Origin of the sequence: Thalassotalea sp. HSM 43 (assembly GCF_004752005.1) — a bacterium.
Classification (GTDB): Bacteria; Pseudomonadota; Gammaproteobacteria; order Enterobacterales; family Alteromonadaceae; genus Thalassotalea_A.
The window spans coordinates 3,693,691-3,708,118 of sequence record NZ_CP038493.1 but is presented as its reverse complement, the minus strand read 5'-3'; the positions used below and the strand labels follow the sequence as shown (position 1 = coordinate 3,708,118).

11 protein-coding genes are annotated in these 14,428 nt (G+C 44.2%); all 11 read right to left on the bottom strand.

Translation table 11 applies throughout. The features are described 5' to 3' along the window. Nucleotides 1–47: 47 nt before the first annotated feature. The 11 genes from pepN to acnD all read right to left on the bottom strand — a co-directional run bounded on the left by pepN (nucleotide 48) and on the right by acnD (nucleotide 14,418). Nucleotides 48–2,615, bottom strand: a complete 2,568-nt coding sequence (gene pepN, locus E2K93_RS16260) for an aminopeptidase N (RefSeq protein WP_135440098.1) — start codon at nucleotides 2,613–2,615, stop codon at nucleotides 48–50. A 135-nt stretch (nucleotides 2,616–2,750) separates the two neighbouring features. Further along, complete coding sequence (gene nhaC / locus E2K93_RS16255) at nucleotides 2,751–4,208, bottom strand: Na+/H+ antiporter NhaC (RefSeq protein WP_135440097.1); 1,458 nt, start codon at nucleotides 4,206–4,208, stop codon at nucleotides 2,751–2,753. A 368-nt stretch (nucleotides 4,209–4,576) separates the two neighbouring features. Further along, on the bottom strand, nucleotides 4,577–6,589 hold the full coding sequence (prc, locus tag E2K93_RS16250; RefSeq protein ID WP_135440096.1) for a carboxy terminal-processing peptidase: 2,013 nt from the start codon (nucleotides 6,587–6,589) through the stop codon (nucleotides 4,577–4,579). A gap of 18 nt (nucleotides 6,590–6,607) precedes the next feature. Further along, nucleotides 6,608–7,249, bottom strand: a complete 642-nt coding sequence (gene proQ / locus E2K93_RS16245) for an RNA chaperone ProQ (protein ID WP_189637923.1) — start codon at nucleotides 7,247–7,249, stop codon at nucleotides 6,608–6,610. A 17-nt stretch (nucleotides 7,250–7,266) separates the two neighbouring features. Continuing rightward, entirely contained in the window at nucleotides 7,267–7,554 is a 288-nt protein-coding gene (locus tag E2K93_RS16240; RefSeq protein WP_135440094.1) for a hypothetical protein, read from the bottom strand. 33 nt (nucleotides 7,555–7,587) lie between these two features. Next, entirely contained in the window at nucleotides 7,588–8,046 is a 459-nt protein-coding gene (locus E2K93_RS16235; protein ID WP_135440093.1) for a GAF domain-containing protein, read from the bottom strand. Between the two features lie 121 nt (nucleotides 8,047–8,167). Continuing rightward, complete coding sequence (locus E2K93_RS16230; RefSeq protein ID WP_135440092.1) at nucleotides 8,168–8,872, bottom strand: SIMPL domain-containing protein; 705 nt, start codon at nucleotides 8,870–8,872, stop codon at nucleotides 8,168–8,170. Nucleotides 8,873–8,875: 3 nt separating this feature from the next. Further along, the gene (locus tag E2K93_RS16225) at nucleotides 8,876–9,481 is read right to left on the bottom strand and encodes a DUF2057 domain-containing protein (protein ID WP_189637803.1); all 606 of its coding nucleotides are present in this window, start codon (nucleotides 9,479–9,481) and stop codon (nucleotides 8,876–8,878) included. A gap of 11 nt (nucleotides 9,482–9,492) precedes the next feature. Continuing rightward, the gene (locus E2K93_RS17725) at nucleotides 9,493–10,311 is read right to left on the bottom strand and encodes a GNAT family N-acetyltransferase (protein WP_189637802.1); all 819 of its coding nucleotides are present in this window, start codon (nucleotides 10,309–10,311) and stop codon (nucleotides 9,493–9,495) included. Nucleotides 10,312–10,449: 138 nt separating this feature from the next. Then, nucleotides 10,450–11,628 (bottom strand): 2-methylaconitate cis-trans isomerase PrpF, encoded by a 1,179-nt coding sequence (prpF, locus tag E2K93_RS16215; RefSeq protein WP_135440090.1) that lies wholly within the window; start codon nucleotides 11,626–11,628, stop codon nucleotides 10,450–10,452. 174 nt (nucleotides 11,629–11,802) lie between these two features. Then, nucleotides 11,803–14,418, bottom strand: a complete 2,616-nt coding sequence (gene acnD / locus E2K93_RS16210; protein WP_228445372.1) for a Fe/S-dependent 2-methylisocitrate dehydratase AcnD — start codon at nucleotides 14,416–14,418, stop codon at nucleotides 11,803–11,805. Between the last annotated feature and the right edge of the window lie 10 nt (nucleotides 14,419–14,428).

The following is a 14,428-nucleotide window of genomic DNA, read 5'->3' as shown; positions in this document are numbered from 1 at the left end:
TCTCTCTTTATGTAAACAACATTCTGTTTGTTTAATAAGTAACCAAATTATTTTAACGCAGCAATGACTTTTTCTTGTAGATCCCGACTCAGGTTTTCAATTGCTGCGATGCGCTGCAGTTGTTCAATCATCATTTGTTGATGTTGTTTAGCAAACGACTTGTACTGAATCAAAGGTGTGATCAAGCGTGACGCTACTTGCGGATTAATATCATTCAAGGCAATCACCTGATCCGCTAAGAATTGATATCCCCTACCGTCTTGGCGATGAAAATGCTTACTGTTAAAGTTGGCAAAGCCACCAATTAAGGCTCGGGCTCTGTTTGGGTTATCAAGGCTGAACTTCGGGTGGCTCATTAACGATTGCACCATTTCGAGTACATCATCACAATCTTGCTGACCTTGCACCATAAACCACTTATCCATCACCAGCGTATTGTCTTGCCATTTTTGTTCAAATGCATCGAGCATTGAACCTTTATTGGCAAGTGAATGCTGACAAGCAACTTTCAATGCGGCCATTTCATCGGTCATATTGGTTGCCGTCGCAAACTGTTGTTGACTGCAATCTTCGCCATGCGCGGTTAACGCCAGATAACTGAGGCAAACGTTTTTAAGGGCACGATCGGCAATCGCTTGGCCATCTTTACTAAATTCGTCTCGGCACAAGCTGTGGTATGTATGCAGAAATAGCTCGGATAATTCCCTCGCCAAATTAGCTTTTAAACCTTGCAACGCTTTGACCAATTGCTGTGGGTCGATAAATGGCATGGCATCAGCCATTTGTTCGAAGTCCGGAATGGTCAGCTGTTCAGCCTTAAGCGCATTGTCGCCGTCTGCGGTTAAAATACTGGCCACGGCGTCGACAACGTTTTGCGGTAACTGATGCGACGGCTCGTTTAACATTTGTTTAATGTGCGCCGCAAATAGTTGTTGCCCCGCATCCCAACGATTGAATGCATCATCTGCACCCACCATGATGTGCAATAAATCTTGTTCACTGTAGGGAAACTCGCATTTTACCGGCGCGGAAAAATTACCAAGCAATGCTGGCACCGGGTGTTGCTCGATACCCGTAAAGGTATATGTTTGTTGCGCTTGGGTAAGTTGCAATAATTGTTTAGCAACCACGTCACCATCAGCCAAAAGTTCAACATTGATTGGGATATGTAAATCCAGTTTTGCTTGGTCATCGTCATTTTGCAGATGACTTTGCTTAATCGTTAACTGGTAGGTTTTACTATCCGCATTGTAGTTATCTTGGACATGCAATTGCGGCGTGCCTGATTGCGAATACCAACGTTTAAATAAGCTTAAATCAACGCCGCTGGCATCACTCATTGCGGCAACAAAGTCGTCACAAGTAACGGCTTGACCATCATGACGCTGAAAATAAAGCTGCATACCTTGTTTAAAACCTTCGGCACCTAAAATGGTATGCATCATACGAATCACTTCTGAGCCCTTTTCATAAACCGTTAAGGTATAGAAGTTATTCATCTCGACCACTTTTTCGGGACGAATAGGATGCGCCATAGGCCCTGCGTCTTCGGCAAATTGATGCGAGCGCAATAGGCGTACGTTTTTAATACGGTTTACCGCCGGCGAATGCATATCGGCACTAAACTGCTGATCACGAAATACCGTTAAGCCTTCTTTAAGGCTTAACTGAAACCAATCGCGACAGGTTACTCGATTACCGGTCCAGTTATGGAAATATTCATGGGCAATCACGGCTTCAACATTAAAGAAATCGTCGTCTGTGGCACTGGTGTCATCGGCCAATACAAACTTCGAATTAAACACATTAAGGCCTTTGTTTTCCATCGCCCCCATGTTGAAGAAATCGACCGCGACGATCATGTAGATATCAAGGTCGTATTCTAAATCGAACACTTGTTCATCCCACTGCATCGACTTTTTCAAGCTTTGCATCGCGTGTTCAGCTCGACCTAAATTGCCTTTATCGACAAATAACTCAAGCGCGACATCGCGCCCAGAGCGCGTCAGGTAACTGTCTTGCAATACGTCAAAGTCGCCTGCGACCAAGGCAAATAAGTAACATGGCTTTGGAAACGGGTCATGCCAAGTTACAAAGTGTTGTCCCTGGGCTAAATCGCCACTATCGACTTTATTACCGTTGGCCAATAAATATGGATACTGTGTTTTATCAGCAATAATTTTGGTGGTAAAGGTTGCAAGTACGTCAGGACGGTCAAGATAATAGGTAATGCGACGAAAACCTTCTGCTTCACATTGACTACAAAAAACGTCACCGGATTTATATATCCCTTCTAAGGCGGTGTTGTCTTTGGGATTAATCTCGGTCACCAAGGTCAGCTCAAAAGCCTGTTCTGTGGTGGTAATTTGCAGGCCATTGTCGCTCACCTGATAACAGCTATCCGCTAAAGGCGCGCCATTAATGGATACCGACAGCAAAGACATATGCTCACCATCGAGTTGCAATGGCTCGCTATGGTTACCTTGGCGGCTGATTGCCATGGTGTTAGTGACCTTGCTGTGATGATCGGATAATTCGATTAACAAGTCAACGGTAGAGATAGTAAAAAGCGGTGCTTGATAATCTTTCAGATAACGGGGAGTAAATTCGCTCATAACGGCTTCTTTGTTTTTAATGATGTTTAGATTCTACCTGCGGTTACAGGTATTGCAACTTGAAAACCGCATGACCATAAAAAAGCCCGCTAGTGCGGGCTTTTTTGATTCATTAAAACGCTAGCTTATTGCCAATTACGCGGTAACCGCTTTGGCCAATTTTCTGATTTTAAAACCTATAAAGCCATAAACTACCGCCAGTACAGGGTTAATCAAGTTAAAGAAACAGTAGAATGCGTATTCCAGTGGATTAACCGCTAATACACCGTGCATATAGGCACCACAGCTATTCCATGGAATGAGTGGCGAGGTCAAGGTACCTGAATCTTCAAGAGTACGAGATAAGACCACAGGATCTAATCCACGACGCTCATATTCTTCTTTGTACATACGACCCGGCATGACAATCGCCATATATTGGTCAGCGGTAACAAAGTTAGTCGCAATACAGGTGCCTACAGTACTAGAAATCAAACCGCCAACCGATTTAATGCCACTTAAGATAGCGTTCATCATGCGACGCAATAAACCAAGATGCTCAAGAACCGCACCAAAGGTTAATGCACAAATAATCAACCATACGGTATTTAACATACCAGACATACCGCCACGGCTAAGCAAGTCATCGAGATTTGCATTACCTGAGTTCACCGACACACCGTCAAAGAACGCGGTCCAAACAATAGTGACATTAGCGGTAATGGCATCAACGTCTTCACCGGCTAATGACATAATGAAATCTTGCTGAAACAACACTGCCCATACGGCACCGGCAATTGCGCCAAGGGATACAGCAATAAACGCCGGCACTTTTTTAATAGCCAGAGCCAATAAAATCACCAAAGGGATCAGGTTAAACACACCGATGTCGAAATTCTCTTGCAACAACGTGTTTAGCTGCATTGCATTGTCCGTTGTTTGGCTGACGTCTTCATTCAAACCTAAAATAATGAACAACACCAACGCCGTGGCAATAGACGGTAATGTCGTCCATAGCATGTAGCGAATGTGGGTAAATAATTCTGAACCGGCAACCGCGGGGGCTAGGTTGGTGGTTTCCGACAATGGCGATATCTTATCACCGAAATAAGCACCAGAGATGATGGCACCAGCGGTGATTGGAGCAGACAACTCTAAACCACCTGCAACCGCTAGTAAGGCAACACCGACGGTGGCCGCTGTGGTCCACGAACTACCAATAGACATTGATACCAAACCACAAATAATACACGTTGCCGCATAAAACCAAGATGGGTCTAGTACATTAAGTCCGTAATAAATCAACGTTGGCACAGTACCCGCTAATAGCCATGTACCAATTAGTGAACCAACCGCTAACAGGATCAAAACCGCGCCTAGTGAGATTGAAATACCATTGATGATGGCTTTTTCAATACTGACCCAGTTATGGCCATTTTTAAAACCGATGATGATAGCAACACCTGTTGCCATAAGAAGACCAATTTGGTTTGGCCCATAAGAAGAATTGTCACCGAAATACATCACCGCTGCGGCCAGTAAGCCGATCATTACGAATACCGGGATCAACGCATCAAGTAAACTTGGTTGTTTGATGGTACTGCTATTAGACATCTGAACTAATACCTTATTTATCGCAGCGACATTATTGTTAGGCACTTAAAAATGCTCATTGTATTGCGTCGCTGCTCTGTTAAAAAAGTGTTACGAGTGTATTACGATTGAAAGCAAAATCAAGCTATTATTTACAACCTAGGGTTATATTGACGCGCTACAACTCCTGTGAATGTGCGGCAGTATAAAAAATCTATTCAGTAATCGCGAATACATATGCGCTCTGATTACAAATTAATATAATTTTATGCAGACGCTCAACATAAGGCAAAATAATCACCAGCAGCAATTCGCTACCAATGTTGGTAAAAATTGCAATAAAAAAGCCGCTAACATGCGGCTTTTTCAGACTAAAGTATCGAGTGTTGTTACTGTTTTGCTAAACGACCAACTTCCACTAAATCGAAAGTAATGTTGGCCGCCTCATCTAAAAACGGATCCAATTCATCAAGATCTTCAGGAATATCATCCACTGAGGCAACTTGTTCCTTACCCATCGCTTTCAAGCGAAGGTTGGCACGTGTTAAACGTTTGGTTTTGTTTTCTTCACGTTCGGCTTTGCGCTCATCGAAATTTAAGGATACCGACTTCTTATCCTTGTTTTCGCGATAGTAGGCGATGTCTTCGTTTAAATATTTAAACTCATCGTTGCCTTTTATACGCTCTTGATACAACGAATCTAGGTAGGTAATGTCTTTACTGAAATCATTCATCTGAGAATAAGACGCTCTGTCAATCTTATCCCAAGGTAAAGCATTGTCTTCACGACTTTCACCCCAATCACCTGGGTCAATTGCCGATGGGAATTTAATATCTGGTGTTACGCCTTTATGCTGGGTACTACCACCATTGATGCGGTAGAACTTAGCAATGGTGAATTGAATCGAGCCTAATGGATTGTCGTACAAATCATACACACGACCTAAGCCACGATGTTGTTGCACGGTACCTTTACCAAAGGTGTTTTCACCAATAATCACCGCGCGACCGTAATCTTGCAGCGCTGCGGCAAAAATTTCTGACGCTGACGCACTGTAACGATCGACCATAACCGTTAATGGACCATCGTAGTAACTGATGCCATCGGTGTCTTTATTCACTTCCACACGGTTAGCACCGTCACGAACCTGTACCACAGGTCCTTTATCAATGAACAAACCGGTCAACAAGGTTGCTTCAACAAGAGAGCCACCACCGTTACCACGCAAATCAACGATAATACCTTGGACATTATCTTCTTTTAGCTTGGCAATTTCTTTGGCGACGTCACGAGACAGCTTGTTATAGAAACTCGGAATGGTAATCACCCCAAGCTTCTTATCATTTTCTTCGTAAACTTCAGATTTTGCTGCACGATCTTCTAGCTTGATGGTATCGCGCACAATGGAAATCACTTCAATAACAGGGTCGTCTTCGCCCTTTTCAACTTGCAAGCGAACCGTGGTACCTTTTGGTCCTTTGATTAAATCGACAACATCATCTAAACGCCAGCCAACGACATCAACCAATTCTTCGTCGTCTTGCGCAACACCGATGATTTTATCTTTTGCTTTAAGCTTTTTCGACTTGTCCGCAGGTCCACCGGTGACAACGCTTTGGATAACCGTAAAGTCATCTTCAAGACGCAATACCGCACCGATACCTTCGAGCTTTAAATTCATTTCCATTTGGAAACGTTCTGCATTACGCGGTGACAAGTACGAGGTATGAGGTTCAACGGTACGAGAAAATGAATTCATGACCACTTGGAACACATCTTCTGACTCACCTTGACTTAGACGTTTCATCGCATAACGATAACGTTTGCCAAGAACTGTTTGAATTTCTTCCCACTTCTTGCCGGCAAGTTTCAGATTTAATGCGTCATATTTAACACGCTTGCGCCACAACTCATCAAGTTCTTCACGTGATGTGACATAAGGCATGTCTTCACGATCAAACTGGTATTCTTCCTTAACCGAAAAATCAAATTCTTTTTCGAGCAATGAAAGAGCGTACTCGTAACGCTCAAAGCGGCGTTGCACATTTAAGTTGTATATATCAAACGCAGGATTCAATTTGCCAGAGGTCACCATATCGTCAAACGAGTTGCGATATTTTTCGAAACCATCGATATCAGATTGCAGGAAGATATTACGCGAAAAATCTAAATTTTTAACATAATGGTCAAACACTTCCGATGACAATTCATCATCAAATTGAAATTTTTTGTAGTGTTGACGTGCAAAAGTTGCCGATATTCGCTGGCTTGCTTTCTTGTGCTGGACTTCTTGAGTGAGCACAGGTAAATCCTGAGCGGTGACAACCTTAGTTTCGGCAAAGGATGCTAATGAGGTGACAGACAATGAAATGGCAAGGGCTAATCGACAGACTTTTTGCATATAACAGCTCCGGTGATTTTACTTGGTAAAGATTTTGTCGGCTTGCGTTTTAACGATCATGCCTGAAACAAGTTGAACGGAAACATCTTTACCCGCTACTTCTGTAATAGTAGCAGCTATTGGTGAATTCCCAAATTGCACCATAACACTGGCGCCTACTGACAACGCAGAGGCGTCAGCTTGGGTTAATTTAACAGCAGGTTTTGGTTTAGCAGACGACTTCTTCGCCTTACCAACCTTAAACTTTTTCGCTTTCTCATCAGAGCGTTTGTCGCCCTGTTTAGTTCCTTTATAAGACGAATTTTCTTTTTTGTCTTGTGTTTTTTTGTTAGAAAACTTTTCTTGGCTCTCTTTTAGCGTCTTCGCAGCGTAATCAGCTTGCTCTTGATCTATCTCTGCGATCTCCGCTCCGCTAAGGTCTATACGGTGCGTTCCGGCCTTAACAGACTTAAGATAGCGCCAGCTAGAGGTGTAGTGGCGTAAAGCTTGACGAAGCTGTGTTTTGCTCACTTTCTCGTCGCCGTTTAGTGCTTCAGCCAAATCTTGAAAAATACCCACCTTTAACGGTTTCGCTTGTCCTTCTAAGGAAAAACAGGCTGGGAATTTTTCAGCCAAATAGGCAATCACTTCTTTACTGGTGATACGTTTAGTTTCCATAATTCGATTACTTCAAATAATTAAAATTGTTGTTCGAGATATTGCTCACGGTTATCCAGCACATGGCGGCACCAGTCATAAATATCTTCATGTTCGATTTCGGCCAGCGCGGGCTGACCAATCCAATGTTCCCACACCAAATCAAGCAACTGAGTCAATTCAGTTGGTTCGATATCGTCTTCAGCCAATTGATATAGGGTGTGATAAATCTCATTCAGGTTTTCTGTAACACACTCTTCCTCGCCATCCCAGTCACCAACGACTTCTTCAGAGACAAGAAAATCATGTATTACAACAAATTCTTTCATTAATTATACGCCAACTCGGTTAAAGGTGATGGATTAATTCAAAGATAGCTGAAAACGTTCAACTATCGCTTGTAATCCAATCGCGTCCTGTTCATCAAAATTACCGTATTCAGTGCTGTCGATATCCAGCACGCCTATAACCTTGCCATCGTTAAACACAGGAATAACGATTTCCGAATTGCTCGCCGCGTCACAGGCAATATGACCGCTAAACTGGTGCACATCAGTGACCAATTGCAACTTGCCTTCTGACACAGCGGTGCCACATACGCCACGACCAATGTCAATGCGAATGCAAGCGACCTGCCCTTGGAACGGACCAAGTACTAATTGGCCGTCAACCATACGATAGAAGCCAGCCCAGTTAACGTTTTCAAGGCTGTTAAACAAAATAGCGCTGATATTGGCCATGTTGGCTGTTACATCGGTCTCATCACCAATAATGGCGTCAACTTGAGCCAACAGGGTGCGATAAAATTGTGTTTTTTCCATGGGTGTCATTTAATTCGGATTATACGATTATAAAACTGGCATAACATACCTGTTAAAGCTCCGAAATTAAAGGCTTTATTGCATTTTTTTACGGAAAAGTAAGTGTCAGAGGCTGGCTTAGCTATTCAATTGAGAAGTTGATTAGCACTTGTGCAGCAATTTCACGTCTTCCTGGGGTCGACGTTAATGCAACCGCTCTGCTTGTTTCAGCGTCATCATTTACCCGTAACACCCGTGGTGCATTAACCGGTATCTCAGCCATATAGGTTACCTTGCCGACTTTAACATTAAGTTGTTTCGCCAATTGTTGTGCTTTGGCTTTGGCATCTTCAATGGCGATATCCATAGCTTGGCGGTAATACATGTCTGCTTTTTCGGTTTGATAATTCAATCCAGAGATATGCTTAACGCCAATCACGATGGCGCGCTCCATTAACGGATCATAGTGAGCAAAGTCATTGAGAATAAACGTTAATTTACGCGACACTTCAATAAGCGCTGGTTGATATAAGCTGTCTTGATTTTGTGATGAGTGGTCAAAAATTGGACGAATCAACATTTGTGCGGTTTCAATGTTGTCATCTTTCACACCTAAAGACTTAGCTACGGCTAAGATGTCTTGTGATTTTTCATCGACAACTTGTTTTGACTGTTCGGCGCTAACAGCACGGTCGGCAATAGTAATAGAAAAGGTAAACACATCAGGATCAATTAAGATGGCGCCTTTGCCTGTTACTTCTAACCCATGTTTTTGATACTCATTCGCGTGCGCAAGATTGGACATAAGGCACACTAAGGCGAATAGGCTTAGATGTAGATATTTCATGTATTACTCCTGCTCTTCCAAGTATTGCAAAAATGCCTCTTTGTCTTGTTGGCTAGCTTGTTGCCACCAATATTTAAGCATAGACAAGGATTGCGGCGATTGGTTTGCTACCGGCGCTTGTTCGCTTTGCAAAGACTTTTTGACGATTTGTTGGCGACGATTCATGGTTTCTCTCATCACCTCATCTTCATAACTTGCCAATGATTGATTTACCATCGCAATGGCTTTGCCTTGGCTGTCGATTAATTGCACTTGCGGATCTTTGGCAAATAATTTGGCGCTGTCGCTATCGATTGGCTTTGTATAACTGAAGGTGAGCTGTTCGTCACCGGCAATCGAAAATAACAAAATAAACGGCTTAGAACGAATCGTGGTGTGATGATCTTCCATATCGTCATCAAATAACTCTGAATATTTTAACACAACCACGTTTTGCCCTGGCTCAAGCGTGACTTTGGACTCTCTAGCAAAAAACGACGTCGAATGCTCTTCCCCATTGACGCGCAGCACACTGAACGTATCAGGAACAACCAACTCGGTTGCACTTAAAGCGCTGCTAAACAACAACGCCATGGCCAATAGCGGTTTATAGATGGTGTTAAATTTCAAACTAGACTCCATTATTGAAACGATTTATGGAACATTATTTTCGCGTCATCTAATCCCGAGTTCCCCTGATAGCCACTTATTTTATAGCCATTTTTCAATAGGAACTGCATCATCATCGGGTATATGTTCATCGATTTGACCCGTAATTGTTTATAGCCTTGTTGCTCGACCCAGGTCTCTTGATAACTCAGTAAACTTTGCGCCAACCCCAATTTACGATATTCGGGGTCTACGCCGCCCAACCAACTGTAAAACACATTTTGATTAAGCTGATAACCCACTTTTACCGCAACCGGCTGCTCGTCTACATAAGCAGCTAGGGCCAAGAAGGATTCGTTACCAATGCGATTGCGTAAATACTCTGCATCAATTTTTGGCTCAGCGGCAAGCTCTGGAATATTGCTAAGTAAATGTGCCGCCTGCTCCAAGGATATGGACTCAATATGACAATGGTGTGACGATTTTTCCGCTGCGCTGTTATTGTCTGAAAAATAATGTACAGCTAACCACAAAGTGGTTTCAGTTTGACTGGTTTTCGCGACTCGGTGTTTTAAGCCAGATTTAATAAAACAATAATCGCCTTTACCTAAGGTGACGGTTTCACCAGACTCAAACTCCAGCACGCCATGGCCATTTAGCACAATAACCCACTCATCTTGTTGCTGCTGATACCAATATCCATCGGCAGAACATTCGCCATTTGAAATAATGCGTTCGATCTTAAGTTGATTGTGGCCCGTGTTGCTAGGCCCCATTTCTAGAAGGGTTTCTATGATTTCTTTGTTTTGATGTTCGGGCAAAGATGTGAAAACGTTATTTATTGTGGTCATGGGCCGTTAATTAAGTTGCTCTATGCTATAAGACCTTAGCAAAGATTTGAATAATAAAAAGGGTTAGCCTCAGCCAACCCTTTCACTTGTTTAGCATTGTTGTAGAGTTTAGCAAGCGCCAAGCTCTTTTAAAACATTTTAAAAACAATCACCTGGTATACGAACCCAGCCTTCCATCAAAATACGAGCGCTGCGACTCATGATGGCTTTATCGACTTGCCAGCGATCATCAACACAACTTGCTTGTGCGCCGACCTTTAACGTGCCCGATGGGTGACCAAAGGTGACAAACTGACGTTCACCGCCACCTGCGGCAATATTCACTAGCGTGCCAGGTATTGCTCCTGCGGTGCCGATAGCAACAGCAGCCGTGCCCATCATGGCGTGGTGCAATTTGCCCATAGACAAGGCACGAACATTTAAGTCGATGTCATTTACGCTAACGTTTTTACCACTTGAGGCTTTATAGGCTTTTGCCGGTGCGACAAAGGCAACTTTTGGTGTGTGTTGTCGTGATACTGCTTCTGCAACGTCATTGATTAACCCCATCTTAATCGCACCATAGGCACGGATGGTTTCAAAACGGTTGAGGATCTCATCACTGTTGTTGATATCATCTTGCAGTTCACTGCCGCTAAAGCCTAATTCTTCTGCATTAAGGAAGATGGTTGGGATCCCAGCGGTGATCATTGTTGCTTGAAAGGTGCCAACGTCTGGTACATGCAATTCATCAACAATATTACCGGTTGGAAACATGGCTTCATTTGGATCGACAGGGGCAACAAACTCCACCGGTACTTCGGCAGCAGGAAAGGTGACGCCATCTAATTCAAAATCACCGGTTTCTTGCACGTCGCCATTTACCATTGGTACTTTAGCAATGATGGTTTTGTTGATATTGGCTTGCCAAATACGTACTGTCGCAACACCATTTTCTGGCACACGCTCGGCAGCGACTAAACCCGAGTATATCGCAAAGCTACCAACCGCTGCGGTTAAGTTACCGCAATTTCCCGACCAATCGACAAACGCTTTATCAATCGACACCTGGCCGAACAAGTAATCGACATCATGATCAGCCTTTTCACTTTTCGCCAAGATAACGGTTTTGCTGGTACTCGACGTAGCCCCACCCATACCATCGGTTTGCTTGCCGTAAGGATCTGGGCTGCCAATGACGCGCAACAGCATGTTGTCGCGCGCAGCACCCGCAACCTGACAACGTTCAGGCAAGTCGGTTAGGTTGAAAAACACCCCTTTTGAGGTACCACCGCGCATATAGGTTGCTGGAATTTTTACTTGAGGAACATGAGCCATGGCTCTCTCCTTTTAGTTATTATACAAACGGCGAGTTTCCTCACCGTTTATTCTTAGTTTTGTATCAGAATTTGACGATTAGGCGAATTATTTGCTTCTAAGAGCAAGGCGGAAATGCGCAGCCTAGTACCCTAGGTGAGCATATCCAACACAGCTCGCAAAGAAAATAAACGTCTAGGCGTTAGATTCTAAGAAGTCTTGGGCAAACTTTTGCAATACACCACCGGCATTGTATACAGACACTTCTTCGGCGGTGTCTAAACGACACTTAACCGCGATTTCTACCGTTTCACCATTTTGGCGAGTCATTACAACGCGCATTGGTGCACCAGGCGCTGGTGTGCCGATGACATCAAAAGTTTCACTACCGTCAATGTGATAAGTGTTACGAGTATCACCCGCGGTAAACTCTAATGGCAATACACCCATACCGACCAAGTTGGTGCGGTGAATACGTTCAAAACCTTCAGCAACGATGGTTTGTACGCCAGCAAGACGAACCCCTTTGGCGGCCCAATCTCGTGAAGAACCCTGACCGTAATCAGCACCGGCAATAATGATCAAAGGCTGATTGCGTTGCATATAGGTTTCGATCGCTTCCCACATACGACTTTGCTGCCCTTCTGGCTCGATACGAGCGTAAGAGCCTTGCATAATGTCGCCGTTTTCATCACGCACCATTTCATTAAGCAGTTTTGGATTAGCAAACGTTGCGCGCTGTGCCGTTAAGTGATCACCACGGTGCGTGGCGTACGAGTTAAAGTCTTCTTCAGGTAAGCCCATTTTAGCCAAGTACTCGCCAGCTGCGCTTGATGCTAAAATAGCGTTCGACGGTGACAAGTGATCGGTGGTGATGTTGTCACCAAGAACCGCTAATGGACGCATGCCTTTCATGCTGCGCTCACCGGCCAATGCTCCTTCCCAATATGGCGGACGACGAATATACGTGCTCATCTCACGCCAGTCGTATAGTGGGCTTTCCGCACTGTCGACATTGCGAATTTCAAACATTGGTTGATATACTTTTTTGAACTGCTCTGGTTTAACACAAGCACGAACAATCGCGTCAATCTCTTCATCCGATGGCCACAAGTCTTTCAAGACAATATCATTGCCGTTGTCGTCTTTACCCAATACGTCTTTTTCAATATCAAAACGCACCGTACCGGCGATGGCATAAGCGACGACCAAAGGTGGAGACGCCAAAAACGCTTGTTTTGCATAAGGGTGAATACGACCATCAAAGTTACGATTACCCGATAGTACAGCGGTCGAATATAAATCGCGCTCGATCACTTCTTGTTGAATTGTCGGGTCTAGAGCGCCAGACATACCATTACAGGTTGTACAGGCGTAACCGACAATACCAAAACCAAGTTTTTCAAGTTCAGGTAATAGACCTGCTTCTTCAAGGTACAACTTTATGACTTTTGAACCCGGTGCGAACGATGTTTTCACCCATGGTTTGCGCACGAGCCCCAGTTCATTTGCACGTTTGGCAACAAGCGCTGCGGCAATGACGTTACGTGGGTTTGAGGTGTTAGTACAACTGGTGATGGCAGCAATAATACAGGCACCATCAGGCATATTGCCCTGCCAATTTTGTAAATCAGGCTCTTGCCATTCGCCAGCAATTTCACGCTCAGCTAGCGCCGATGTAGGCAGACGACGATGCGGGTTCGATGGACCCGCCATGTTACGAACAACCGTCGATAAATCAAATTCCAACACACGCTCATATTCAGCGTTTTGCATACCGTCGGCCCACAACCCCGTGGCTTTGGCATAGTTTTCAACTAAGGCTACTTGCTCTGAGTCGCGGCCGGTTAGTTTTAAGTAATCAATGGTTTGCTCATCAATGTAGAACATACCTGCTGACGCACCAAATTCTGGTGTCATGTTTGATATGGTTGCTCTGTCACCAATGGTCAATTGACGGGCACCGTCACCGAAAAACTCAAGATAACTTGATACAACACGTTGTTGACGTAAGAACTCGGTAATCGCCAAAACGATATCGGTCGCCGTAATACCCGGGTTACGATGCCCGACCAATTTTACGCCGACAATGTCCGGTAAACGCATCATCGATGGACGACCCAACATGACGGTTTCTGCTTCTAGACCACCAACACCGATAGCGATTACCCCCAAGGCATCAACATGCGGTGTGTGCGAGTCGGTACCAACACACGTATCAGGGTAAGCAACACCATCGCGGGCTTGAATAACCGGTGACATTTTCTCTAAGTTGATTTGATGCATAATGCCGTTACCCGCAGGGATCACATCGACATTTTCAAACGCAGTTTTGGTCCACTCGATAAAATGGAAACGGTCTTCGTTACGACGATCTTCAATGGCACGGTTTTTATCAAATGCTTGCGGATCAAAGCCTGGTGCTTCAACAGCCAATGAATGGTCGACAATAAGCTGTGTCGGTACAACCGGGTTTACTTTCGCCGGATCACCGCCTTTATCGGCAATGGCGTCGCGCAGACCAGCAAGGTCAACTAACGCGGTTTGCCCTAAAATATCATGACAAACGACACGCGCTGGATACCAAGGAAAGTCGAGATCACGTTTGCGTTCAATAATCTGTAGTAAACAATCGTTTAAGGTATTTGGGTCACATTTACGAACCAACTGTTCTGCCAGTACTTTTGAGGTGTATGGCAAGGTATCGTAACTGCCAGGTTTCAGTGCTTCAACAGCTTCACGTGTGTCGAAGAAATCAATATTGGCGTTCGCTAACGGTTTGCGGTATTGGTAATTCATATCAATATCCATGAATAGATGA

Excerpts from the sequence above, each read along its gene's own strand:
- E2K93_RS16235 (WP_135440093.1), bottom strand. The coding sequence starts at position 8,046 with ATGGAAAAAACACAATTTTATCGCACCCTGTTGGCTCAAGTTGACGCC.
- E2K93_RS16230 (WP_135440092.1), bottom strand. The coding sequence starts at position 8,872 with ATGAAATATCTACATCTAAGCCTATTCGCCTTAGTGTGCCTTATGTCC.
- E2K93_RS16240 (WP_135440094.1), bottom strand. The coding sequence starts at position 7,554 with ATGAAAGAATTTGTTGTAATACATGATTTTCTTGTCTCTGAAGAAGTC.
- E2K93_RS17725 (WP_189637802.1), bottom strand. The coding sequence starts at position 10,311 with ATGACCACAATAAATAACGTTTTCACATCTTTGCCCGAACATCAAAAC.
- nhaC (WP_135440097.1), bottom strand. The coding sequence starts at position 4,208 with ATGTCTAATAGCAGTACCATCAAACAACCAAGTTTACTTGATGCGTTG.
- prc (WP_135440096.1), bottom strand. The coding sequence starts at position 6,589 with ATGCAAAAAGTCTGTCGATTAGCCCTTGCCATTTCATTGTCTGTCACC.
- acnD (WP_228445372.1), bottom strand. The coding sequence starts at position 14,418 with ATGGATATTGATATGAATTACCAATACCGCAAACCGTTAGCGAACGCC.
- pepN (WP_135440098.1), bottom strand. The coding sequence starts at position 2,615 with ATGAGCGAATTTACTCCCCGTTATCTGAAAGATTATCAAGCACCGCTT.
- prpF (WP_135440090.1), bottom strand. The coding sequence starts at position 11,628 with ATGGCTCATGTTCCTCAAGTAAAAATTCCAGCAACCTATATGCGCGGT.